26 protein-coding genes and 1 rRNA gene are annotated in these 24,252 nt (G+C 52.1%); 11 read left to right on the top strand and 16 right to left on the bottom strand.

All coding sequences use genetic code 11. The features are described 5' to 3' along the window. Nucleotides 1-220, bottom strand: a 16S ribosomal RNA gene (locus tag B4113_RS12910); the annotation flags it as partial. A gap of 566 nt (nt 221-786) precedes the next feature. Here B4113_RS12910 and B4113_RS12900 point away from each other — a divergent pair. Continuing rightward, nucleotides 787-1,077: a hypothetical protein gene (locus B4113_RS12900; protein WP_033844051.1), complete on the top strand. Its 291-nt coding sequence runs from the start codon at nt 787-789 to the stop codon at nt 1,075-1,077. A gap of 62 nt (nt 1,078-1,139) precedes the next feature. Next, a complete protein-coding gene (locus B4113_RS12895) occupies nt 1,140-1,583 on the top strand; it encodes an Hsp20/alpha crystallin family protein (protein WP_033844052.1) in 444 nt (147 codons plus the stop codon). Nucleotides 1,584-1,602: 19 nt separating this feature from the next. Here B4113_RS12895 and B4113_RS12890 read toward each other — a convergent pair whose 3' ends face one another. The 6 genes from B4113_RS12890 to B4113_RS21240 form a co-directional block, all read right to left on the bottom strand. Beyond that, on the bottom strand, nt 1,603-2,622 hold the full coding sequence (locus tag B4113_RS12890; RefSeq protein WP_033844053.1) for a LacI family DNA-binding transcriptional regulator: 1,020 nt from the start codon (nt 2,620-2,622) through the stop codon (nt 1,603-1,605). Nucleotides 2,623-2,677: 55 nt separating this feature from the next. Beyond that, nucleotides 2,678-4,204: a UDP-glucose--hexose-1-phosphate uridylyltransferase gene (gene galT, locus B4113_RS12885; RefSeq protein WP_033844054.1), complete on the bottom strand. Its 1,527-nt coding sequence runs from the start codon at nt 4,202-4,204 to the stop codon at nt 2,678-2,680. 2 nt (nt 4,205-4,206) lie between these two features. Then, the gene (gene galE, locus B4113_RS12880) at nt 4,207-5,193 is read right to left on the bottom strand and encodes a UDP-glucose 4-epimerase GalE (protein ID WP_033844055.1); all 987 of its coding nucleotides are present in this window, start codon (nt 5,191-5,193) and stop codon (nt 4,207-4,209) included. Beyond that, nucleotides 5,190-6,374: a galactokinase gene (locus B4113_RS12875; RefSeq protein WP_033844056.1), complete on the bottom strand. Its 1,185-nt coding sequence runs from the start codon at nt 6,372-6,374 to the stop codon at nt 5,190-5,192. Before B4113_RS12875 ends, galE begins: the two co-directional genes overlap by 4 nt. Before the next feature lie 209 nt (nt 6,375-6,583). Further along, on the bottom strand, nt 6,584-7,771 hold the full coding sequence (locus B4113_RS12870) for an MFS transporter (protein WP_033844057.1): 1,188 nt from the start codon (nt 7,769-7,771) through the stop codon (nt 6,584-6,586). 418 nt (nt 7,772-8,189) lie between these two features. Continuing rightward, nucleotides 8,190-8,300, bottom strand: coding sequence for a hypothetical protein (locus B4113_RS21240; RefSeq protein ID WP_369802273.1), 111 nt, complete (start codon nt 8,298-8,300; stop codon nt 8,190-8,192). A gap of 716 nt (nt 8,301-9,016) precedes the next feature. Here B4113_RS21240 and B4113_RS12865 point away from each other — a divergent pair. Then, entirely contained in the window at nt 9,017-9,799 is a 783-nt protein-coding gene (locus B4113_RS12865; protein WP_033844058.1) for an EcsC family protein, read from the top strand. 165 nt (nt 9,800-9,964) lie between these two features. Here the strand turns inward: B4113_RS12865 and B4113_RS12860 are convergent, their stop codons facing one another. From B4113_RS12860 to B4113_RS21000, 7 genes are all read right to left on the bottom strand, one after another. Next, nucleotides 9,965-12,151 carry an alpha-galactosidase gene (locus tag B4113_RS12860; RefSeq protein WP_033844059.1) on the bottom strand — a complete coding sequence of 729 codons (2,187 nt, stop codon included), beginning with the start codon at nt 12,149-12,151 and terminating at the stop codon, nt 9,965-9,967. A 104-nt stretch (nt 12,152-12,255) separates the two neighbouring features. Then, nucleotides 12,256-13,923 (bottom strand): glycerol-3-phosphate dehydrogenase/oxidase, encoded by a 1,668-nt coding sequence (locus B4113_RS12855; RefSeq protein WP_033844060.1) that lies wholly within the window; start codon nt 13,921-13,923, stop codon nt 12,256-12,258. Nucleotides 13,924-14,114: 191 nt separating this feature from the next. Then, nucleotides 14,115-14,669, bottom strand: coding sequence for a glycerol-3-phosphate responsive antiterminator (locus tag B4113_RS12850; protein WP_033021705.1), 555 nt, complete (start codon nt 14,667-14,669; stop codon nt 14,115-14,117). Between the two features lie 16 nt (nt 14,670-14,685). Continuing rightward, a complete protein-coding gene (locus B4113_RS20140; protein ID WP_165570944.1) occupies nt 14,686-14,841 on the bottom strand; it encodes a hypothetical protein in 156 nt (51 codons plus the stop codon). Between the two features lie 17 nt (nt 14,842-14,858). Beyond that, nucleotides 14,859-16,244, bottom strand: coding sequence for an ATP-binding protein (locus tag B4113_RS12845; RefSeq protein WP_033021704.1), 1,386 nt, complete (start codon nt 16,242-16,244; stop codon nt 14,859-14,861). Further along, nucleotides 16,241-16,936 (bottom strand): response regulator transcription factor, encoded by a 696-nt coding sequence (locus B4113_RS12840; RefSeq protein WP_033021711.1) that lies wholly within the window; start codon nt 16,934-16,936, stop codon nt 16,241-16,243. Before B4113_RS12840 ends, B4113_RS12845 begins: the two co-directional genes overlap by 4 nt. Nucleotides 16,937-17,083: 147 nt before the next feature. After that, nucleotides 17,084-17,206: a hypothetical protein gene (locus tag B4113_RS21000; RefSeq protein ID WP_255358719.1), complete on the bottom strand. Its 123-nt coding sequence runs from the start codon at nt 17,204-17,206 to the stop codon at nt 17,084-17,086. 344 nt (nt 17,207-17,550) lie between these two features. Between B4113_RS21000 and B4113_RS12835 the strand changes: the two genes are divergently transcribed. From B4113_RS12835 to B4113_RS12825, 3 genes are all read left to right on the top strand, one after another. Further along, entirely contained in the window at nt 17,551-18,015 is a 465-nt protein-coding gene (locus tag B4113_RS12835) for an Hsp20/alpha crystallin family protein (protein ID WP_033021702.1), read from the top strand. 209 nt (nt 18,016-18,224) lie between these two features. Continuing rightward, nucleotides 18,225-18,410 (top strand): hypothetical protein, encoded by a 186-nt coding sequence (locus B4113_RS12830; protein WP_033021700.1) that lies wholly within the window; start codon nt 18,225-18,227, stop codon nt 18,408-18,410. After that, a complete protein-coding gene (locus tag B4113_RS12825; RefSeq protein WP_033021697.1) occupies nt 18,410-18,664 on the top strand; it encodes a sigma-G-dependent sporulation-specific acid-soluble spore protein CsgA in 255 nt (84 codons plus the stop codon). The genes B4113_RS12830 and B4113_RS12825 overlap by 1 nt, the downstream gene beginning before the upstream one ends. Nucleotides 18,665-19,032: 368 nt before the next feature. Here B4113_RS12825 and B4113_RS12820 read toward each other — a convergent pair whose 3' ends face one another. Further along, nucleotides 19,033-19,380: a YppG family protein gene (locus B4113_RS12820; protein ID WP_033021689.1), complete on the bottom strand. Its 348-nt coding sequence runs from the start codon at nt 19,378-19,380 to the stop codon at nt 19,033-19,035. 191 nt (nt 19,381-19,571) lie between these two features. On the opposite strand from B4113_RS12820, the gene B4113_RS12815 reads away from it, so the two are divergent. The 3 genes from B4113_RS12815 to B4113_RS20135 all read left to right on the top strand — a co-directional run bounded on the left by B4113_RS12815 (nt 19,572) and on the right by B4113_RS20135 (nt 20,215). Beyond that, nucleotides 19,572-19,772 carry a YppF family protein gene (locus B4113_RS12815; protein ID WP_033021686.1) on the top strand — a complete coding sequence of 67 codons (201 nt, stop codon included), beginning with the start codon at nt 19,572-19,574 and terminating at the stop codon, nt 19,770-19,772. A 99-nt stretch (nt 19,773-19,871) separates the two neighbouring features. Further along, complete coding sequence (locus tag B4113_RS19925; protein WP_156102729.1) at nt 19,872-20,024, top strand: hypothetical protein; 153 nt, start codon at nt 19,872-19,874, stop codon at nt 20,022-20,024. A 20-nt stretch (nt 20,025-20,044) separates the two neighbouring features. After that, nucleotides 20,045-20,215 (top strand): hypothetical protein, encoded by a 171-nt coding sequence (locus tag B4113_RS20135; RefSeq protein WP_165570943.1) that lies wholly within the window; start codon nt 20,045-20,047, stop codon nt 20,213-20,215. A gap of 43 nt (nt 20,216-20,258) precedes the next feature. Here B4113_RS20135 and B4113_RS12810 read toward each other — a convergent pair whose 3' ends face one another. Next, nucleotides 20,259-20,501 carry a hypothetical protein gene (locus B4113_RS12810; protein WP_033021683.1) on the bottom strand — a complete coding sequence of 81 codons (243 nt, stop codon included), beginning with the start codon at nt 20,499-20,501 and terminating at the stop codon, nt 20,259-20,261. A gap of 259 nt (nt 20,502-20,760) precedes the next feature. On the opposite strand from B4113_RS12810, the gene recU reads away from it, so the two are divergent. After that, on the top strand, nt 20,761-21,378 hold the full coding sequence (gene recU, locus B4113_RS12805) for a Holliday junction resolvase RecU (protein ID WP_033021682.1): 618 nt from the start codon (nt 20,761-20,763) through the stop codon (nt 21,376-21,378). Between the two features lie 16 nt (nt 21,379-21,394). Next, nucleotides 21,395-24,097 (top strand): penicillin-binding protein 1A, encoded by a 2,703-nt coding sequence (locus B4113_RS12800; protein ID WP_033021681.1) that lies wholly within the window; start codon nt 21,395-21,397, stop codon nt 24,095-24,097. The last annotated feature ends 155 nt before the right edge of the window (nt 24,098-24,252 follow it).

The following is a 24,252-nucleotide window of genomic DNA, read 5'->3' as shown; positions in this document are numbered from 1 at the left end:
AAGGCCGCCTTTCAACCAAAGACCATGCGGTCTTCGGTGTTATCCGGTATTAGCTCCGGTTTCCCGAAGTTATCCCAGTCTTGCGGGCAGGTTGCCCACGTGTTACTCACCCGTCCGCCGCTGACCCAATAAGAGCAAGCTCCGATTCGGTCCGCTCGACTTGCATGTATTAGGCACGCCGCCAGCGTTCGTCCTGAGCCAGGATCAAACTCTCCAAAAGAAAGTGGATTGGCTTTGCAAGCTTCGGCACCGACACCAAACGTGTCAAGCGGCCTCCGCTTTTCGTATGGTCTAGCTTCGGCCGCTATCGGCTCGCGACGCTTCGGCCCTGCTGCGGCGGCGATAGCCTCCTCGCAGGCCCTCCAGCGCGTTTCGCCGATAGGCAAGCGGCCTCAGCCTTTCGTTGCGCTTCGTTTCGTTCAGTTTTCAAGGAACAAGCAACTGCTCTTGCAACTTAACGACAACTATCATTATAAATAAATCTTTCAAAATGTCAAGCGGTTGTTTCCATTGCTTTGTGCCGCGTTCATTTCATCACGGCAATATATTATTATAATCGTCATTCTTTGTTTGTCAACAACTTTTTTGATTGTTCCATCTCCGTCGTTTACCTTTTGACATTGCACTATCGCCAAACAGCGATTTTGATTATAGTACGTTCGCCCCTTCATGTCAACTGGAATTTCCGACCGCCGCATCGCAAACCGATTCCCCTCTGTCATGATCGTTCTTATATAATGTATTGTAAGATGAAAAACAAGCCATCAAAAAGGAGGACTCGTTACAATGAATCACCCATTTTCTGTTTTGCTTGACGGATACCGCCGCCTTTGGCCGAATCGTTCGCTCACACCGGAGTCGCTTGATGAACAGAAAAGCAAAACCCTTTTATATAAAACGATCCGGCAGGAGCTGCTCGACGAATGGACGCATCCGCGTTTGCGGCAGACCCCTGAAGTGAAATTTTATTACGCGGTTAAGCGAGTGACTGCGTCGAACTTGCCCGATGACATAAAAATCGCGCTCATTCAAACGTATTTGACGGCAATGGAACAATTGCGCCCCAGTCATACATAATTCACGAACATACGGCTCACACTATTGAACGGAATCCAGTGACACCAAGGAGGAAAGCAGTTATGGCGTTAATTCCGTATGACCCGTTTCGCCATTTGGAATTGATTCGCCGTGATATGAACCGCTTTTTCACGAGTGATTTTCCATCGCTGTTTGCCCATATGGACGAGCAACACTTTATGCCGCGCATCGACATGCATGAAACAGCCAACGAATACGTTGTTTCGTGCGACTTGCCGGGTCTCGAGCGAAAAGAAGATGTACACATTGACGTGCAGAACAACATGTTGACCATCAGCGGCACGATTCAGCGCCATCATGATGTCAAAGAGGAACAAATGCACCGGCGCGAACGCTTCTTCGGCCGCTTCCAACGTTCGATCACCCTGCCGGCTGATGCGGCGACAGAAAACATTCGCGCGACGTACAAAAACGGCGTGCTCGATATTCACATCCCGAAAACAACAACAGGAACGAAAAAACGCGTTGATATCGAATTCCACTAACATGGAAGGGAGCGGTTGATCAACCGCTCCCCTTTTCACGTCCCTCGCTGCTGGCGCGGATAACGAGCTCTGTTGGCACGACAACTTTCTTGCAGATGATTCGGTTGGTCGTCAACCGTTCAACGAGCATCTCTACCGCTGTTTCACCCATAAATTCTGTGTATACTTTCACCGTTGAAAGCGGCGGGTGAAGAAAGGCGGCGGTCGGAAGATCATTGAACCCCACAACGGCCACTTCTTCCGGAACGGCGATGCCCGCTTCGTGCAACGCGCGTAAAGCGCCGATGGCCATCGAATCGCTGGCGATAAAAAACGCTGTCGGCAAGTCCCCTTGGGCAATCGCCTCTTTCATCAGCCGATAGCCATCCTCGGCCGTAAAGGAGCCAATCCATACATGGCGCGAATCGTGTATCCCCTTGACATACAAATATTCGTAAAACGCTGTTTCCCGCTCATCACGAATTGGCGTTTCCCCGTCGACATATTCACGGCCGCCGATATACCCGATTTTCGTGTGCCCAAGCTGAAGCAAGTAGTCGAGCACCGCAATCGTCGCCTGGCGCAAATCGATCACGACCGAGTCAAACCGCCGTTCATCCGGCGAGCAGTCGACAAAGACGATTTGCTTCGCCCCTTCGGCAAAGGCGCTCACTTCGTTCGGACCGAATTTCCCGACGGCAATGATGCCATCAAGCGATTTCATCCGTTCAATCGGATAAGCGCCGTTCTGTTTAAACAATTTGACGAGTTCGAGGCCGCGGTCAAAACATTCTTTTTCCACACCGAGGCGGATTGCCATATAATACGGGTCGTCGATTTCTTGATGCTCCGAATACCAGTGAATGAGCCCGAAGCGAAATGATTCACGCGCCTGTTGGCTCCGTTCCCGCAATGTTTTGTAGTTCAGCTCTTGGGCGACTTCAAAAATGCGCTTTCTCGTCTCGTCGGAGACGGATAGCGTTGTGTCGTAGTTGAGCACGCGCGACACGGTTGCGACAGAGACGCCGACCTTTTCGGCAATTTCTTTTAATGTGGCCATAGTCTGTGTGACTCCTTTCTTCCTGTTTCATATGAAACACGTTTTTTCGCCTTGTTTATGCAAAAGACGACATCTTCTCCATCGCATGGCTAAGAAAGCGGCGAAACGCACCCCTTCCCCGCTTGTCCCGCTTAAATACGCCGGCGTGCTCCAATACGGTCACAAACCGTTGTCCGATTTCGTAGCGCAAAATATCATGGACATTTTCCTTCGTGATGTCCGGGTAGGCCGAGCGAATGGTTTCGCACCAATGCCAATGTTTACGCATTGTCTCGTCCCAGTCTTCTTTTTTCGTCCGATGGACAAGGTAGTCGGCCAACGTCTCAAGCTCCACGGCAAGCCGCCCCGGCAGCACCGCCAGACCCATCACTTCGATCAAGCCGATATTTTCTTTTTTGATATGATGCAGTTCCTGATGCGGATGGAAAATGCCATACGGATGCTCTGTCGATGTTCGGTTGTTGCGCAAAACGATGTCCAATTCAAACAAATCGCCGCGCCTCCGGGCGATCGCGGTGATCGTATTGTGCGGGACATCGCCGCTAGAAGCGATAATCTCGACACTTGGATCGCTGTACGCCCGCCACGCCTCATACAGACGCACCGCTGCCTCCAGCACGTCCTCTTTCGCCCCGGTTAAGCGGATCACCGACATCGGCCAGCGGACAATCCCCGCCGTCAGTGATGGAAACGAAGGGAGATCTATGTATTCCTCGATCTCTGCCTTTTCCATCGCAAACCGATAGCGCCCGCCTTGAAAATGATCGTGTGTTAAAATCGAGCCGCCGACAATCGGCAAGTCAGCGTTTGAGCCGATAAAATAATGGGGAAATTGTTCGACAAAATCAAGCAAACGCTCGAGCGTCTTCCGCTCCATTTTCATCGGCACATGCTCGGCGTGGAAGACGATGCAATGTTCATTATAATACACGTAGGGAGAATATTGGAAATACCATTGTTCATCCAATAACGTGATCGGGATGACTCGATGATTGGAACGAGCTGGGTGGCTCCACGTTCCTTCATACCCTTCATTTTCTTTGCACAGCACGCATTTCGGGTACGAGGATGACGGCGCTTCTTTCATTTTGGCGATTTCCTTCGGGTCTTTTTCCGGTTTCGCCACATTAATAGTGATATCCAATTCGCCGTAGATGGTCGGCACTTTCCACTGCTGGTTTTGAGCGATGCGCGCCGTTTGAATGTAATTCGACGATTGGCTCAGCGCATAAAACCAGTCCGTCGCCTCCTGCGGGTCGCGGCGGTATCGCTCGTAAAAGGCGCGGATCACCTCCGACGGCCGGGGCATGACGCAATCCATCAGTTTTGCGTCCCATTTATCGCGCTCGGTCGTTGTGTTCGTTTCCAACAGCCCTTGTTCATGCGCCCAATCGATCATGGCGTTCAACACTGGAGCCGGCGAGGCCAAGGGAGTATCCTTGACCTCGACAGGCTGCCATTCCGTGAGTCGGAGCGCTGCCAGGAGGCGGTTGCGCGCGTACACCGCATCTTCCGGCGCTAACAGACCTCGCTGCTTGGCATAATGAATCAGTTGTTCAATCGCCGCAAAAATCGTTTCCATTGTCACACACCTCGATAGCCGTTCGGCCGCGCTTTGTGCCATTCCCACGCCGAGGCGACAATATCGGTAATGGATGGGAATTGGGGCTCCCAGCCAAGCTCGCGCTTTGCTTTTTCCGATGACGCGACAAGTCTCGCGGGGTCGCCCGGACGCCGCGCCACAACGCGGGAGGGAATGGGATGACCGGTCACTTGCCGCGCCGCTTCAATCACTTCTTTGACGCTGAAGCCGTTGCCGTTGCCTAAATTGTACACGTCGCTGGCCGCTCCGCTCCGCAGTTTATGAAGCGCCAAAACGTGGGCATCGACGAGATCGAGCACATGAATGTAGTCACGGATGCATGTGCCGTCGGGCGTATCGTAGTCATCACCGTAAATGGAAATGTCCTCGCGCTGGCCGAGCGGCACTTTCAAAATCAACGGAATCAAATGCGTCTCCGGATCATGGTCCTCGCCGATTGCCGTGCCGTACGCTCCGGCAACGTTAAAATACCGAAGCGAAATCGAACGAATGCCGTAGGCGCGATCCGCCCATTTCATCATCTTTTCCATCGCCAACTTCGTTTCTCCGTATGCATTCGTCGGTTCCGTCGGATCGGTTTCAACGATCGGGACTTGTTTCGGCTCTCCATACACCGCGGCGGTTGAGGAAAAAACGATTTGGTTGACGCCGCATTCCTTCATCACTTCAAGCAGCACTTGTGTGCCATACACATTGTTGTCGTAATATTTCAGCGGCTCTTCCATGCTTTCACCGACCAATGAGTTCGCCGCAAAATGAATGACCGCCTCAATGTCGTGCCGGCGAAACACGCCGCGCAAAAAGTCGCGGTCGCGAATATCGCCTTGGCAAAACACCGCATCAGGGTGAACCGCTTCTTTGTGCCCCGTCTGCAAGTTATCGACAACGACGACCTCTTCCCCTTTTTCGAGCAGGCGGTATACCGCATGGCTGCCGATATACCCTGCCCCTCCGCAAACCAAAATCATCGGTACATCTCCTCCAGTTCCGTGAGTTCTTTCGCCCCGTCACCAACATCAACGACATAAAAGCTTGCTTCGTACCCGATTTTTTCGGCATGCGCGCTTCCGACCCGTTCAATGAAGTCTTGAACATAGGCTTTTTTTACAATGTTCACCGTGCAGCCGCCGAACCCGGCTCCGGTCATGCGCGCCCCGACCGTTCCTTCGTGCGCCCATGCCGCTTCGACAAGCGTATCGAGTTCGATGCCCGTCACTTCATAGTCATCGCGCAGCGACAAATGCGACTGCTTCATCAGCTCACCAAAACGACCGAGGTCTCCCCGCTCAAGCGCCGCGGCCGCCGCAAGCGTCCGCTCGTTTTCCGTCACTGCATGGCGGGCCCGTTTTTGTTCGAGCGGGGAAAGAAGGTGAGCGTATTGATCGAGCTCTGCGCTCGTCAGCTCGCCGAGCGAGGCGATGTTGCGCACGTTTTGCAACTTGGCAAGCGCCGCTTCGCACGTCGCCCGCCGCTCGTTGTACGCCGAGTCCGCCAGGCCGCGCTTTTTGTTCGTATTGGCGATGACGAGCGAACAATCGTCAAGCACCAATGGCAAATAGCGGTACTCAAGCGTCTGGCAGTTTAGTAGGATGGCGCAGTTTTGTTTCCCCATGCCGACGGCAAACTGATCCATAATGCCGCAATGGACGCCAACGTATTTATTTTCTACCTTTTGGCTCATTTTCACAAGCTCCAACTGGTCAAGCCCGCGCCCGAACAATTCGTTGAGCATCACCGCAGTCACGAGTTCAATCGACGCCGATGACGACAGTCCGGCGCCGTTCGGGATCGTACCGTTATACAAAATATCCAATCCGGTCTCCAGCGGGCCAAGCGCCTGGAACGCAGCCAAAACCCCTTTCGGGTAGTTCGCCCAGCCGTGCTCGCTCCGGTATGACAAGTCATCATACGGAACGGTAATGACGCCGGTTCCCGGAAAGTTTATTGAGTACATCCGCACAAGCGGCTCTTTCGTTGGCCGCACAAGCGCATACGTGCCCATCGCAAGGGCGCACGGCAACACATGCCCGCCGTTATAATCGGTATGCTCGCCAATTAAATTGACGCGGCCGGGGGCGAAAAACACACGGATGTCTTCGCCTAGTCCGCCGAAACGTTCAATAAATTGCTGTTTTAACATGGAGATCATGAGAGGGCCTCCTTAGACTTTTTCTTTAGTAAATATTTTAGTTAATATTTTATTAAAGATCAATAAAAATGAACCCTATTTTTTTAGACACAACAAATCCCCCCTGTTCGTTTCCCAAAATGAACAGGGGGATAGTATTCACTACTTTGTCTAGTATAAGACCGTACCAATCAAATAGCTAACTTATCAAGGAGACTCTGTGTCCAAAATTAATAGGTTAATCTATGGTCATTTTGAGTTTTTATATGTTGTATTTCTAATAGTTTTATAAGGATAGCTGATATCAATCCAGTAACTCCAAAAATTAACCATCCTCCCCACCTGAGTTCAAAGTGAGAGAGCCAAACCCCCAAATAATTTCCTATTGCTCCTCCTAGTGCCCACGAAAAATCAAAGAAGCCAAAGTATGAACCAGGAGATTTTCCGTTACTGTAATCTGCTATAGCCATATCCGATGCAGGAAGAATGAAAGTCTCTCCGATTGTAAATATAAGAATGCAAACCATTAACCATACTATCGAAGGGACAGCCGGCAAAAGACAAAAGGCAATGCTCATTAAGAGCAACCCTTTTCTAATCATAGAGAGTGGTGCTTGCATCATAAATTTCTTTCTTAATGCGAACATAGCCAAAATTCCTGTTACTCCATTCACAGTGAATATGTAGCTAACCCATTGCTCACTTTTACTAATATCAAAAGCATATATCGGAATAGAAACGGTTAGTTGAGAGAACATCATCCAGAATAGAACCATCACTAATGTAAAGAGGATAAATTGTTTGTGTTTAAGGACCTCTTGTATGTTCTGTAGAATATTTTTAGATTTTGTACTTGACGGGTATCTGCTGCGCAATGAAAAAATCATTAAGGCTATTATGATAAATAAAGATCCTGCCAAACAGAATGGGAAAGAGGGATTCCACAAAATTAGAACTCCTCCAATTAACGGACCTAAAATCGCTCCTGCATTCAAAAACTGATTTAAGTATGTAAATGTTCTTTTTCTTAATTCTTCTGGTTGTGATGAAAAAATGGAAAGAACTGAAGGGTCATATAAAGCTCCACCTAACCCTATGAAGGCAGAACTTATGGTCAGTAGCCCAAATCCACTAAACATGGCAAAACCTAGATAACCACATCCCCTTAACACAATGCCTAGTATTAATGTCAGCATATGACTGGTTCGATCACCGATCACGCCAGCTATAAAAGGGAATACTCGACTCATCACTAGACTTACAGTAAGAACCGTTCCGACTTGCCAGGCGTTAAAATGTAAATCCTTTGAGAGATATACAGCCAAAAAAGGAACAATCATGAAACTCCCAGTGTTCATTAAAAAGGCAGATATTAATAATAGGCGAACTGAAAAACTTAAAGGTTTGTTATGTTCCATATTTCATCTACCTTTGTAATTTGTTTTTCTTTGACTTTGCTAATAAATCGTTCTCGATGAATTACGGCTCTCTCATGTGGTCCTGTAAGGATAATATCTTTTCCATCATGTCCGGTTACTGTAAATTAGCACATTATTTCAGAATCCCTCTTTCAAATTATTTCAGGCGGATTCGGAAATAATGTGCAAAATTTTTGCGGATTGTTCCGGATTTTGCACATTCTTTCGGAACATTTGCACGCCCTTTCAGATGAAGATTTCCAGCGCGCCTAGTGGACCGATGGAAATCTGAATAGTTAATGATTTGGTTATCATACCCTCCATTTAAAGCTTTTAATATCTGCAAAGGATTTAAGAGATGCAGAACCCTAGGCGCGTTAAAGGTAACCGCAGACAGATCATTATTCGCCGCCAACACCTAGGTTATTGCTCCTCCTAAAGAATGTCCCGTTACGGTGATACGATTATTTCCAGCTTTCATTAATACTTGATTATAAAATGATTGGCAAGTTGACTTAAGATCAGATATTCTTTATCCGTTGGCATTTAAATTCTCCTTTCTAATGTAATTCTATAAAATTCATATTTTTTTAATCATTAATTTTTTTAAGATATTTCGTTACATCTTATTTTTGGATTTTTTTGATAAAATTTAAGAAATGACAATACAACCAAGCCATCAGCTACTTGGGACGTACGGGATGGAACTCTTTTACAAATACTGCGTATTTTTGTTCTGTTTTGGTGTCAGGAAGATATGGTATCATGTCAAGAAAATAGACACAGGAAAAGTGGTACTTACAGTCGAGATAATTGAGAATGAGAAGCTGAAAAATTCATTTCTTCACGCATGATTAGCTCTAATTTTTCCTTTACAAACTGACGAATCGCACTTTCCAGCTGATTAGCCCAGTCTACATTCAGTATACTTTTAGACGGTAGGGTATCTCTGGAATGTGTTATAGCCAAATCAGAGAAGACCCTACCTTTTTCTTTTGGGCTAGCAAAATGCTTTACACAAAATTTTATACATCATCCAGTGATTTGAGTAAAATGTCTACGCTTTCATAATATCAAATTTAAAAAATTCTGTCTAGTTGTTTAAAGCAACTTTTTCTAAACTTGTTTGTTATTTCAATTGATAGACATAGTTGGACTACTTGAAACAAAATCATCCCCTAACCCGTATAATTCATTAAAATCCATATATCCTAAAACTAGAAAAAACATGGAGGCCCTTCAAAAATGGAAGCAAAACTACAGTTGCAAGAGGAATTGAAGCGGATCAACCAGTGGGAACACTCCCAAAAAGATCTCTGGTTTTGGGAAAAGCTCGGCCGCTTGCCGTTTCAAGTGTTGGACAAGCTGACGCCAAAAATGGTTCATCGAAAGCTCGGGCAATGGCTCGACGAATTAGGAAGCTATATTCAAAACGGTGGAAAATACTTAGTGAAGAAAGAGAACATATTGGAACGCCTTGGTGTCACGTCGCTTGAGGAAGTGCCGCACTTGCCGCTTGAGACGATGGATCGCGTCTGTGATGAATTGATCGAGGCGCGTGTGACGTTCGCCCAGTTGCAAGGAGCGGCGACCGGAATCGGCGGAGCGCTGACGCTGGCGGTGGACATCCCCACCCTGCTCGGGTTGGCGCTGAAAACGCTGCAAGAAATCGCCATCATCTATGGATACGACCCAAACGAAAAACAAGAGCGCGTGTTTGTCGTGAAATGCCTGCAGTTTGCCGCAGCGGACATCGTCGGGAAAAAAGCGATTTTAGAGGAGCTGACTTCATTTACCGGCCAGCGTGAGCGGGTATTTTCCGAGCTGCAAGGCTGGCGGGAAGTGATGATGACGTTCCGCGACCAATACGGGTGGAAAAAGCTGTTTCAAGCCGTGCCGATCATCGGCGTCCTTTTCGGTTCGCTGTTTAACAAATCGTTTATGGAAGATATCGCCGAAACCGGGAAGATGCTCTATCGGAAGCGGCGCATGATCGAGAAGCTCAAACAATGGGAACCCGATGTCTAGACGACACCGGGTTCGATTGGTTTCGGGATGATCAATAGAAAGCCCGTGATTGAAAGAGCATGTTGCTCCCTCTCCAAATAGAGAAGCCTCACAGCAGCAACTTTCACATCACCTGACGTCAGTTAAGGGGCGGCGCTGTTTTTCACCGTCCTCATTGGCGAAAGGCTATCGAATGACTTTCAGCCGCCACATCGCGCTGAAAAAATCACCCGCACGAGGCGGCACGGCGAGTCCGGCGTACATCAGCTCATCGCCTCCATAAACGCCAAGCCCCTCGATTTCGTAGTCTTGATTCGGGTCAAGCCCTTTGAGGCGCAGGTAGGACAGCGGCGCGTTCGCCTCGGCCAACACGCGAAAGTAGGCGACGAGCGCTTCCGAGCGGTCGGCGGAGACGAACATCCACGCTGCTTCATTGCCCGCAAACGTGCTTACCAACCGATAGAACGTGCCGAACTGGACGAGGCGGCGCACTTCCTTGTAAAACGCGACTTGTTCTTTTATTATTTGTTTTTCTGTTTCTGTCAATTTCGTGATATCGAGCTCATAGCCGAAGTTGCCCGACATCGCGGCATGGCCGCGCGTCTTGAGCGGCGTCACTCGCCCGACTTGATGGTTCGGCACCGCGGAGACGTGGGCGCCCATGGCGCTCACCGGGTAAACAAGGCTCGTGCCGTATTGGATTTTCAGGCGCGAGACTGCGTCGGTATTGTCGCTCGTCCACGTTTGCGGCATGTAATGCAGCATCCCCGGATCAAACCGCCCTCCGCCTCCGGAGCAGCTTTCAAACAAAATGTGCGGAAAGCGTGAGGTGATCTCGTCCATGACGCGATACAGTCCAAGTATGTAGCGATGCGCCGTTTCGCGTTGGCGCTCAGGCGGCAGGGCAGCCGAGCCGATTTCCGTCATGTGGCGGTTCATATCCCACTTCACATAAGTGATTGGAGCGCTCGCCAACACGTTCGCGATCGTTTCGATCATATAATCGCATACATCTTGGCGGGAGTAATCGAGCACAAGCTGGTTCCGCCCTTCAGAGCGCGGACGGTTCGGCACATGGAGGCACCAATCCGGATGCTTCCGGTACAGCTCGCTGTTTGGCGACACCATTTCCGGCTCGATCCATAAGCCAAACTGCAGCCCGAGTTCGTTCACTTGTTTCGCCAACCCGTCTAAGCCGTTCGGAAGCTTGCGCCGGTTGACGATCCAATCGCCGAGCGAACGGCGGTCGTCGTCGCGCTCGCCAAACCAGCCATCGTCAAGCACAAACAGTTCGATGCCCAGTTCCGCTGCCGCTTTCGCAATGTTGACGAGTTTTTCTTCGTTAAAATCGAAGTACGTTGCTTCCCAGTTGTTGATCAAAATCGGGCGTTCGCGGTCGCGGAATGCGCCGCGCGCTAGGCGGGTGCGGTACAGTTCATGGTACGTTTGCGACATCCCATTTAACCCCTGGTCGGAGTAGACCATGACCACTTCCGGCGTTGGGAACGACTCGCCCGGCTGAAGCAGCCATGTGAAATCAAACGGGTTGATTCCCATCGAGACACGGGCGGTGTGAAACTGGTCCACCTCGACTTGGGCGAGGAAATTGCCGCTGTACACAAAACTGAACCCGTACACTTCACCTTGATGCTCATCGGCGTTTTTGGCGGCGAGCGCGATAAACGGGTTTTGTTGGTGGCTGCTCGCGCCGCGGCGGCTTTCGGCCGCCTGCACACCGGTCAGAAGCGGGCGCCGCTCGATCCAGCGTTCGCGCCCCCACGCTCCGGGGAGATGGATCCAGTCATAATCGGCAGACGGGAAATCGACGCTCATGCTGAGCGCCCGCAACAGCGTTAGGCGCTCACGCCCCTTGTTTTCGAAACGGGCCGCGCGCGTGATGGCGTTCCATTTTTCATACGCGGTATACTGCAACGTGACCTCTAGACCGCTCAGCGCATCCTCGAGGACAATTTCCAACGTTTCCGCTTCATTCTCGTGTTCCACGTATGTCGCCGGCAGCCCGTTTAGTCTAGGCTTCCCTTTGTAAATGCGGTGCGTCTTGTAGCGCAAATCCGTCACCGTCGAACCGTTCTGAAGCTGCACGTGATACGCCGGGGCACGGAAATCGGTATTCCCATAGGCCGGATATTCTTGCGGCAGCGTATCGAGCGAAAACGTACGGTCGGATGGGTCAGGATTGGGGGAAAAGGCGCGGTCCAGCCGCGGAAACCTCCGCTCCCCCCGAACATCGCGAACCGCTTTGCCCCAATAGACATGTGCTAAATATCGCGCACGGAACAAGTGAATGATGTAGCTTGCCTCGCCTGCTTGCAAATGAAACTGCCGCGTTTGTGGATGATAGGTAATCGCCATCGCCTTCTCTCCCCCTTATTTTTTTTATTTAAATTTTACTTAATTTTTTATGAAAAGACCAATAAAAAAAGCGCCTCGATTTAGGCGCTCGTTATTTTGTTGGCCTATCGCTCGTTCCCTTCCCCCTTTTCCCCCAACACCGCGCGCCGCAGTTCTGTGTCGAGTTCGTTCTTATACACGTCCCGTTCTTCTTCCGTCCACCCCAAATACCGCGCCATAAACGCCACTACTGCCTCTTTCTCCCGCCGGACCGAATCAATGTCAAACAACAGCGCGCCGGTGCGGCGGATGAAGTAGTCAACCGGTTTGGCCGCCATTTCTTCTTCCATGGCATAGACGAGGCGGATGAACGTTTCGCGCGTTACGCCAGATGAACGGTCGTATTGCCGGCTTAAAGCAAACAGCCGATCAACGTTCGTGCCGTATTGTCTCGCCAGCCGCGCTCCTGCTTCGTTCGTTAATCCGTAGCGCACCGCTTCGTCCGCCTTTTCAGCGATAAAGGCAGGGAGGCGGTGCGAGCCGCCGACATCGCCGCCGGAAATCGGCAATTGTTTTGTCCGACACGGCTGAAACACGTTTCCTTCTTCTTTTTCCAGCTGCTTGGCGACAAGATCGACGACAGTCTCGGCCATTTTCCGGTAGCCGGTCAGCTTGCCGCCGGCGATCGTAATGAGGCCGGACGACGACGTCCAGATCTCGTCTTTGCGGGAAATTTCCGATGGGTCTTTCCCTTCTTCATAGATGAGCGGGCGGACGCCGGCCCAGCTCGATTCCACATCGGCCGCGGTGATGCCGACAGACGGAAACATGTAGTGAATCGCTTGCAATAAGTAGTCGCGGTCTTCATCCGTCATCGTTGGGTGGGCCGGGTCGCTGTTATAAAATGTATCGGTCGTGCCGACATACGTTTTCCCGTCGCGGGGAATGGCGAACACCATCCGGCCGTCCGGGGTGTCAAAATAAACGGCTTGCTTGAGCGGAAACCGCTTTTGGTCGATGACGATATGGACGCCTTTGGTCAGTTGGAGGCGTTTGCCCGTTTTCGAACTGTCTTTGTCGCGCAGCGCATCGACCCATGGCCCAGCGGCGTTGACGACTTTTTTGGCGCGAATGTCATACACTCGTCCGCCGAGCAGGTCGCGGCAGCGGGCGCCGATGATCCGGCCGCGGTCGTCGTATAAAAACTGTTCAGCTTTTGCATAGTTGACAGCGTCGACGCCAAGCTCGACCGCTTTTTTGATCACCTCGATCGTCAAGCGGGCATCGTCCGTCCGGTACTCGACGTAATAGCCGCCGCCAAGGAGGCCGTCGCGCTTTAAGAGCGGCTCTTTTTCCAACGTCTGCCGGGCGTTAAGCATCGTGCGCCGCTCACTTGACTTGACGCCGGCCAGCCGGTCATAGAGCCAAAGGCCGACCGACGTGCTCCATTTGCCAAACGTCCCACCGCGATAAATGGGCAGCAGCATCCACTCCGGTGTGGTGACGTGCGGGCCGTTTTCATACACAATCGCCCGTTCGCGCCCGACTTCGGCGACGAGCTTCACCTCGAACTGCTTCAAGTAGCGCAAGCCGCCGTGGACGAGCTTGGTCGACCGGCTTGACGTGCCGGCGGCGAAATCTTGCATTTCGACAAGCGCGACCGTCATGCCGCGCGAGACGGCATCGAGGGCGATGCCGCACCCGGTGATCCCCCCGCCGATCACCAACAGATCGTATGGCTTTTCGCTCATTGTCTCGAGAACATCGTTCCGCTGTTTGCTTGAGAATGTCATGGTTGACTCCTCCTTTGAGAAAAGACAAAAAGAGACCAGTGCAAACACGATAAGCCTTCGCCTACCATGTGTGCATGGTCTCTCCTCGTCTCCTGACTGATGGTTAACTTGTTGCTTTCATTATAGCACATCGTAGCCCGTTTGACCAGCCTGATGCACATAATCGCTTAGGCGGCCTCAGGCGGGCGCTACTACGGGCTGTAATGGCGCCAAAGCGTTTCATTTGACGTGGTCACCGCCGCCGCCCCGGCTTCTAGCGCGCGTTCGACGTCGTCAGTGGTGCGGATGAGCCCGCCGGCGTAAATCGGCTTTCCGGTCCGCTCTTTCACTTCACGGATGATATGCGGCATGGCCCCTGGAATGACTTCGATGCAGTCGGGATTCGTTTTCGCAATCATCTGGTAGCTTTTCTCCAATGCGTGCGAATCAAGCAAAAAGATGCGCTGCACGGCCAAGACGCGCTTTTGGCGCGCCTTCGTAATGACGCCCGCTTTCGTGGAAATCAGGCCGTACGGGCGGAATTCTTGGCAAAGGTATTCCGCCGCGTGTTCGTCGTGGCTCAACCCCTGCACTAAATCCGTGTGGACGATCAGCTGCTTATGGCAGCGGCGCGCATAGTCAAAAAGGCTTCGTAACTGGGCGATATGTACCTCAAGCAACACCGCCAATTCATAGCGGCTCGCCAAAAACGACTCGAATTGCTTCATCGTTTTGATGGCTGGGATGACGCGTTGTTTTGTCTCCATATTCCGTTGCCTCGATTCATCCTCTCGTTTTGTCCATCTCCTCTAAACATGTGAGCGACATCATGGTTCGCGGTTTGCACGTCGCGATTTTCACCCCGCGCTTGCGAAACTTTTCGACGACGTGATGGATCGCTTTTTTGCTGGCTGCCTCTTCCTCGTGAAGATGTTCCATTGCCTCACGCTCCTCTCCTACTCCGCTTTCGGAACGGCGAGCTCGACCGTCGTTCCTTGCCCGACTTCGCTTTCCACCGCAATTTGCCCGCCGTATTTATCGATGATTTCCTTGGCAATCGAAAGTCCAAGCCCAGCGCCGCCCTGTTCACGGCTGCGCGCCTTGTCGACGCGGTAGAAGCGCAAAAAAACGTTTTTCAGCTCGTCTTTTGGAATGCCGATGCCGTGATCGCGAACAGCCACGATGACGAACGCGTCTTCTTCGCGCAAGGAAATGACGATCTTTTTCACCTGCTGAGAATATTTTACCGCATTGTCAAGCAAAATGAACAGCAATTGTTCAAAATGATGCTTTGTGATTAGAATGCGCGCGAGCGGATAGGTCGGTTGGTCGATGAGAAACACAAATTCTGGATGCAGAACACGGAAATTTTTGACGACTTGTCCAACCGCTGCCGCTGCATCGATCGGAGCAATCTCCTCGGGCACGGCAATCGCCTCGGCTCGCGATAAATCGAGCAGTTCCAAAACGAGCCGTTTCAGCCGCTCCGCCTCTTTCACCGCCGCCTGAAGCGATTCTTCCAAAATTTCCGGATTGTGCTTGCCCCATCGTTGCAGCAGCGACAGATGGCCTTGCAAAATGGCGATCGGTGTGCGCAGTTCATGGGACGCGTCCTCCACAAACTGGCGCTGCACGGCGAACGATCGTTCAATTTCGTCCATCATGCGGTTGAACATATGCATCAGCTCGGTGATTTCATCGCGCGCCGGAGGCACATCAATGCGCTGTTTCAACCCGTTATCCTGGATGGCAGCCATCGTTTTCGCCAGCTTTTGCAGCGGCCGGACGAACGTTTGCGCAACCAATCGACCGGCGAGCGCGCTTGCCGCCATGGCCAGCACGCCGATGACCGTCATAACGATAAACAATGTATCTGTCGTTTGTTGAAACTTGACAAGCCGGCGGGCGATTTCAATCGTCCCGTGCAGCTGACCGGCATGAAAAGGCTGGCGGAGCAGCAAAAACCGCTCATGGTTGACGAAATGCTCATCCAATTTGCGCGTGCTCAGTTTTTCGTCCGGCGTCAGCGAGACGGCAGCGCCGTTCGAAACCGAGACGATGATCGTCCCTTTCTCATCAGTCACACGAATAAGCTGATAGTGCTCATTCAGCCTCTCGAGAAACGAGCGGCTGCGGCGAATATCCTCCCATGATAAATTACGTTTCTCCGCGTAATAGGTTTCAATTTCCGCCACAGCTCGTTCCATCGTTTTTCGTTCTTCCCTCAGCATCCACTGCTTCACCATATAGTACTGCAAAAACGTAAAGAGGAAATAGGTGATGAAAATGGCCGCTGCGGACAACATCGTCAGCTTGCTTTGCAACGAAAGGCGGCGGGTCATGGGCGCATCACATATCCCGCGCCGCGCACCGTCTGGATATATCGCTCTTTGTCATGCTCATCGAGCTTTTGTCGCAAGTAGCGCACATAGACGTCAACCACGTTCGTCTCCACTTCCGCATCAAACCCCCACACTTTGTCAAGAAGCGCGTCGCGCGTCAAGACGACGTTAATGTTCTGCATAAACGCGACGAGCAGATCGTATTCCCGCTTCGTCAGCTCAATAAACTCATCTCCTTTTTTCACGGTGCGCGCCTGCACATCGACGACCAAGTCTTTAAACGTCAGCACTTGCGCATCCGCTTCCGGGCGAACGCGGCGGAATAAGGCGCGAATGCGGGCGAGCAGCTCTTCAATGGCAAACGGTTTGACGATGTAGTCATCAGCGCCGTTGTCAAGTCCCATGACGCGGTCAAACACGCTGTCGCGCGCGGTGATCATAATAATCGGCGTCGATTTCGCCGCCCGAATGCGGCGACATACTTCCATGCCGTTCAGACGCGGCAGCATCACATCGAGCAAAATGAGATCCCACGGTTCCGACAAGGCGAGATCCAATCCTTCGCGCCCGTCGGCGCATACGCGCACTTCGAACCCTTCGTGCGTCAAATCCAGTTCCAAAAACCGGGCGAGCCCGGCTTCATCCTCTATTAGCAAAATGCGTCCATTCACTGTTGTCGTCCTCCTTTCCATCCATGACCATGCGCCCATTCATTTTCGTCCTTGAGATATTTCCTCTTTAACTATACACCTTGCCTTGCTTGTTCGCCAACGCACCGAAGCAGCCGAGCCGAAAAAAGAGGTTGGCGGCCGTCCAGCGCGCCGCCGAATCGCGACCGCTCACGAATGACGGTCGACCAACCAATCGATGATGGCTTGAACGATTTCCACGGCTTGATAAGACAGAAGCGAGACAGCTGTTCCGGAAAAAAACGCCGTCACCAACCAATGAATGATATGCATCGCGTCACCCTCCTCTAGGTCGCCAGCTATAGCTGACGGCGCCATTTGCGCGTTTATTCGATGCAAGTGTCATTATATTCCATTGGGGTTAAAACAAAATGAAAAGTTGCTAAAAGGATGGTAAACAGCGGTTTTCTCGCCGAAAAAAACGCGGCCAGCACGCTTGGCCCAATGACGAGCCGCCGACAGCGGGGGCACACCATTCGCGTTCTCCTCGGTTTCAAAACGGCTCGGCAACCGTCGCCTTTTCCTTGCCTGCAACATACATTGACAATGAATCGCTTTGCCGGCCGGAGCCGTCTCGGCAGAGCCATTTCGCTTTGTTGCTGAAGGAGGGAAGCGCCATGAATCAGCCGTTTCAACCGCCGTCCGGTGGAGACGGAGAACATCCGCTTCATCATTTACGGCACATGATCCATCAATGGTTGGACGAACGTCCGTGGCAAAAACTGCTGGAAACGCTCGACGACTATTTCGCGCAAACGTTTGTCGAAGCGTACATCCCGATCGAAGTCAAAGAGACGAAGCGGGAATACCAAATCATCGTCCGACTGCCCGAAACAAAACGGGAACAAATCAGCCTACAGTGGCAGGACGATGGGCTGCAGCTGTTCATCGACCATTATGAAACGATCGAGTCCGCCGACAGCCATGGCCATGTGTACGAGCGGCGGCAGACGCGGCGACGTGTGGCGAGATGGATCCCGTTTCCCTACCCGGTCGCCGAACACGAAGTCAAAGCTTCGTTTCACAACGGGTCACTCGTCATTCGGCTGCCACAAAAACGAAAATATATCGACATTGAATAGGCCAAAGCTCATCTCGTCGAGTAGAAAAAGGGTGTCCCAAAACGATCGGGATACCCTCGTTTTTTCTGCGACAGGTTGCTTTTCCGCTCGCGGCTGCCGCTTCCGCTGCTCGCGATCCCGGCTTGGCGTTCCGCGCCAAAACTCCCCCCGCAGGCATACATACTTTTCTGGCTGACAAGCTACGCTACTAGGTAGGAGGTGGAAAACGAATGACCAAACTGCCTGATTTTAAGCAGCTGAACGATCGGGTGATCAATGAGCCGCCAAACGAACCGATGCTCGTCATCAAGACGAAGCTCGACCCGGACCGCGTCACGGAAGAAAACCCCTACGCCCAAGGCCGTTCCGAGGTCAGCCAAGCGTTCGTTTCGTTTTTTGAAGGGGGCGAGCCATGATGGAACAAACGCTCGCTTACTTGCGTGAGGTGCTGTCCAACTATTTGGACCACCATGACGACACGCCGAAGCGCATCTATCAAAAGCTCATTGCCAAGCCGTATCGGGGCGAAGGGGAATTCGTCCGCGACTTGACGCAGGAAGAAAGCGCGTGTTTGGATCGGATTTTGCGGCATGAAATCCGCTATGCGATGGACGAGCGCGATGAAAAACGCGTCTTCCATCTCAACGAAGTATACGAGCTGCTCATTTAACTTCACGAGCAACGACGTCTTCCGTCTCAACGAATCGGCCGTGCGGACTCCGTGCATAAGGGGGAAGGACGACGGCGGCGCGTTTCGGCGTGCGGTTTGTTCGCCGAATGCGCCGCCGTTTGACGGTCTCTGGGCGAAAAGGCCGGCGACGGATCGTTCCCCCGGACTCTCCTCCCAAGAAGGTTCGTAACACCGGCTTTTTTCGCGGCGAACTCCATCGAGCTCGCCGCTCTCACCGTTTTCACCGGCCCGCTACGTGAAACAGAGGCCGCGGGACGCTTGCTGACGCCACCAAAGAGGGCGGCAAAAGCGATGAAGGCGCCCGCTGTCTTTTCAACTGCTCCTTCCACACCGAAGACCGCTATAATTTATTTTTTCCACGTGCTGAGCAGCCCTTTTAACATACCGTTCACCTGATTGATCGTATTGATCATTTGCCCCATCGTGCTCATCATTTTGTTGATGTCGTATGTGCCATCGCTGTTTTTAAACTGCTCAAGGAAAGAGGGGCGCGGCGGTGGCAACAAAGGCCCAGGTTTAGGATACGATGCCGGGTGGGAAGTCGCCCCTACTTGACCGGGCGGGAAATGGGGCCAGTGAACAGGAGCGGGCGGGAAGAAGGAAGCTCCATGCGGAAACGAAGGCCCGTAGTGATGACCGCCGAAGCCGTACGGCCCATAGAAGGGCGGCGAACTTGGACGAGGATAACGGTACATCGTCGCTCTCCCCTTTTTCGTTGTTCCGTTCCCCAGCCTAAAAAGGGATGGGCTGCCACTAGTATATGTGCGAACGACCAATGGCGTGTATGGACATGTCACCTCTTGTCGGAAGTTTTAATTTTCCGAAATCGTTCGTTTTTCCTATTTTCATGGTACGATGTAAAAAAGGGGAAGGGGGAAAAGCAGCAATGAACGTGACCGAATTAAAGCATAAGTTTATCGCGGTCAAACAGAGCGAACCGACCGAGGCGAACGAACTGCTCGATTTTGCCCGCCGCCTGTATTTGCGCGGGGACATTTCGCTCGCCCAGTACCGCAATTTAGTCCGCGAGCTTGAACGAGCAGGCGCCTCCCTGCCGAACGAAGCAGAGGAATATGCCGGCCTTTGACATCCGGGGAAAAACATCTTCTGCCTCGTGGGGGGAGACGAACGATGGTCTCGCCAAGGAGGAGGCGCCGCCGAATCGGACGGTGGGTGGCGAACACGAATGTTCATCAAACCGGCGGGAAAGGCTGAACGTGCGGCTGATCGTCCGATCGCTTCAGCTCGCGGCGCAGCACCCGTTTCCGTTCATTCACCTAACGAGGGAGCTTTTCCCTTCTTTTTTTTGCATATTTTTCGTAGCGGCACCTCATCGTAATACAAAGGGGGTGCTAGCTAATGGGACGCGGCGTGCATTTCCATCATAAACAGAAAGGCCATGATCACGAAAAACCGCAACATGGCGAACCCGCTCCGTCCAAACATACCGAACGGGTCGCGTATGACATTCATACCGTCGCCACGGCGGAAAGCGGCCCTGTGTCCATCACCACCCAAAAAGATGGCTGAACGAAAAAAGCTGTCCCCTTGCGCGAGGGGACAGCTTCTCCGCTTACACCCCATACAATGTGGACGACAGCGGCAGCCGCCCGTCTGTTTTCTTGCCGTCAAGCCGTTGTTCAATGCCGGCGATCCGTTTCTCTAAACGTCCGATTTCTTTTTGATGTTGGCTGTATCGGTCTTCGATAACGTCATGAATCACCTTTTCCATTTTTGCATCCACTTGTTCGAGTAACGCCACCATTTCCTCGAGCTGTTTTTCGATTTCCTCTTTTTTGACGAGCCGTTCTTTCATTCCCTTTCCCCCATTCTTGGCGTGATGATATTCCTTTCGCGGCTGGGCGAACCCCTCCCTTCCTCGGCGACAAAAGTAGAACGAATTCGGCAAAGAAAGAAGCAACTAGCCGCCGTTCGACAGCGATGGCTCCCCAGCAGCTTGATGGCGCCCCCGGCGGAAGCGGGAGATTTCGATGCCTGAGCCGTTCGAAAAAACAAAAAAGCGCACATTCCTCAAGCGTATGGTATAATAAAAACCATTCAAAGGAGGGGAGGCCATGACGCTGAACTATCCGAACGGAAAACCGTACCGCGACGAACGAGCAAGGTGGAAGCCCCCGTCTGTGGCTGGCTATGCCAATCGCGGCATGACGCTCGAAGACGACTTGAATGCAACGAATGAATATTACCGGGAGCACGGCATCGCCATTGTGCATAAAAAACCGACTCCGGTGCAAATCGTTCGCGTCGATTATCCGAAGCGGAGCGCGGCGGTCATTAAAGAAGCGTATTTCCGTCAAGCGTCAACGACCGACTACAACGGCGTGTACCGCGGCAAATACATCGATTTCGAGGCGAAGGAAACGCGAAATCAAACAGCGTTCCCGCTCAAAAATTTTCACGCTCACCAAATCCGGCATATGGAGCAAGTGGTCGCTCATGGCGGCGTTTGTTTTGCGATTTTGCGGTTTTCCTCGCTTCAGGAGACGTATTTGCTCGACGCATCCCACCTGATCACTCGGTGGAACGAGCAACAATCCGGCGGCCGGAAATCCATTCCTAAGCGGGAGATCGAGCAGCTCGGTCACTACATCCCGCTTGGCTGTCAACCGAGAATTGATTATATTAGTGTAGTAGAACGCGTATACTTCACCCTTTCCGGTGAAAACTCGTAAGAAAGGCAGGATTTTTATGTCTGGTGAATATCGTTCTCGCGCGGAACGGAAACAGGCGACAAAGCGAAGAAAACAAAAAAAAGGAAAAGCGAAAAAAGGGACTTCATGGATGAAAACGATCGCCATGGCCATATTATTTGTCATCGTCCTCGCCGTCGTCGGGGGCGTGGCGACGTTTGCCTATTTCATCAAAGACGCTCCCCCGCTCGATGAGGCAAAGATCAAAGACCCGCTCTCTTCGACCTTGTTCGATATGAACAGAAAGAAAGTGGCGGAACTCGGCGGCTACAAGCGGACGTACGTTTCGTACAAAGAAGTGCCGAAAGTGCTGGAAAAAGCGGTTTTAGCCGCGGAAGACGCGCGCTTTTACGAACATCACGGCATTGACGTCGTCCGCTTGGCCGGCGCCGTCCTCGCCAACATTAAAGAAGGATTCGGCGCTGAGGGAGGCAGCACGATCACCCAGCAAGTCGTCAAAATGACGTTTTTGTCGCCGAAAAAAACATTGGAGCGGAAAGCGCAAGAAGCATGGCTGGCGCTCCAGCTTGAGCAAAAATATTCCAAACAAGAAATTTTGGAAATGTACTTGAACAAAATTTATTATTCCGATGGTATTTACGGTGTCGCCCGTGCCGCTGAATATTACTTCGGCAAAACGAATCTGAAAGACTTGACGCTTCCGGAAGCCGCGCTGTTAGCCGGCATGCCGCAGGCGCCCAACCGCTACAACCCGTTTGACCATCCGGAGGCGGCGAAAGCGCGGCGGGACACCGTGTTGACGCTCATGGCGCGGCACGGCTTCATCAGCAAAGACGAAGCCGAAAAAGCGAAACAAGTGCCGATCCAATCGATGCTCGTCAAACATCGGAAAAAGCAAAGCGGCGTGCCGTACGACGCCTTCATTGAAGAAGTGATCAAAGAAGTGACGGATAAAGCGAACGTCAACGTCTTTGAGGATGGGCTGAAAATTTACACGACGCTCGATCAAAACGCCCAGTCCTACGTTGAAAACCTGCTAAACTCCAATCGCTATTTCACGAATAAAAAAGATTTGCAATCGGGGATTGCCGTCATCGACACGAAAACGGGCGCGATTCGCGCGTTGGGCGGCGGCCGTCATCGCGACCAAGTCGAGTTTGGCTTCAATTATGCGATTAAACCGGTCGGCCAGCCCGGATCGACGATTAAACCGATTTTGGACTACGGCCCGGCCATCGAATACTTAAAATGGTCGACAGCGCACATCCTCGTCGATGAACCGTATGCGTACTCAGATGGCACGCCGATCCGCAACGCCAGCAACAGATACGCAGGGGCGGTGACGATGCGCAGGGCGCTCACGTGGTCGTATAACATCCCGGCGCTCAAAACGTTCCAAGCTGTCGGCAAAGAGCGGGCGATGGAGTTCGCCAACCGGCTCGGCATGGGCTTCACCGAAGTGTATGAGCCGTTTGCGATCGGCGGCGTTTCCCATTATGTATCGCCGCTGCAAATGGCCGGCGCCTACACCGCGTTTGGCAACAACGGGATCTACACCAAACCGTACGCCGTCACCAAAATCGTCTTCCCAGACGGCACGGAAATGGATTTGCGGCCGAAATCGAAGCGAGTCATGCACGATTATACGGCCTATATGATTACCGATATGCTCAAATCGGTCATCCGCTCCGGAACGGGGCAGTCCGCTTACGTACCCGGGCTCGAGATGGCCGGGAAAACAGGGACGACCAACTACGGCAAGGATGGCAGCAAATTCGGGCTTAGCAAAGACGATGTGCCTGACAGCTGGATCATTGGCTATACGCCGAACTACACGACCGCCGTCTGGGTCGGCTTCAGCAAAAAAAGCGAAACGGCGTTCCTGACAGATCGAGAACAGCGGATTCCAAAACTGCTGCTCAAAGACATCATGTCTCATATTGATGACGGCAGCGGCAAGTTTCAACAGCCGTCCAGCGTCGTGAAACTGCCGATCAAAAAAGGGACGAACCCGCCGAAGCTCGCCGACAAATACACGCCGGAAAACGAGATTATCTACGAACTGTTCATCCGCGGCACCGAGCCGACGGAAACAGCGAAAGATGAGCCTAAAGAGCTGCCGATGGTCACCGGCTTGACTGCTTCATACGACCAAGCAGCGAACACCATTTCCGTTTCATGGTCGTATAGCGAACAGACGGACGACACGGTCTTTGAGGTGCACATGAAAGACAGCCAAGGCCATGTGCAGACCGCTGTGACGAAAGAGCTGGCCGTCTCGATTTCCAACCCGACGCCAGGCGCTTCCTACACGATCGCCGTCTATGCGAAAGAAGGCGAACGGATGAGCAAACCGGCCATCACCTCGGTTCAAATTCCTGGCAGCGAACCAAATGAAGGAACACCGACCACGCCGGGTGATGGTTCCAACAACTCCGGAAACAACGGGCAAGGAAACGGCCAAGGGAATGGCAGCAACCAAAGTGAAAACAACGGAAATAACGGAACGAGCGAAAATGGTGGAAACGATGAAAACGAAGGTCATTCCGACAACCCAAGCGGCCAGCCGAACGGTGGAACCAACAGCGGACAGCCGAACGGCGGAACCAACAGCGGACAGCCGAACGGTGGAACCAACAGCGGCAAGCCAGGCGGAGGCACGGGGGGCAGCTCGCCACCTTCAGCGCCGTCGACACCATCAAACAAAGGATCAGGCACCACCAACGGAAGCGCTCGATAAAAAAGATGGCGGCATTAGCCCACCACTTCCTAAATGTAGCCGGCATCCGCCAGCTGCTTTCAGACCAACGTTGAATCAAAAAGAGGCTGTCCCAAAAGGTCGGTAAAACGACCTTTTGAGGACAGCCTCCTGCTTTTGTTTTTACATTATTTGTC

Origin of the sequence: Geobacillus sp. B4113_201601 (genome assembly GCF_001587475.1) — a bacterium.
GTDB classification, from domain to species: domain Bacteria; phylum Bacillota; class Bacilli; order Bacillales; family Anoxybacillaceae; genus Geobacillus; species Geobacillus icigianus.
This window is presented reverse-complemented; position numbering and strand designations above follow the sequence as displayed.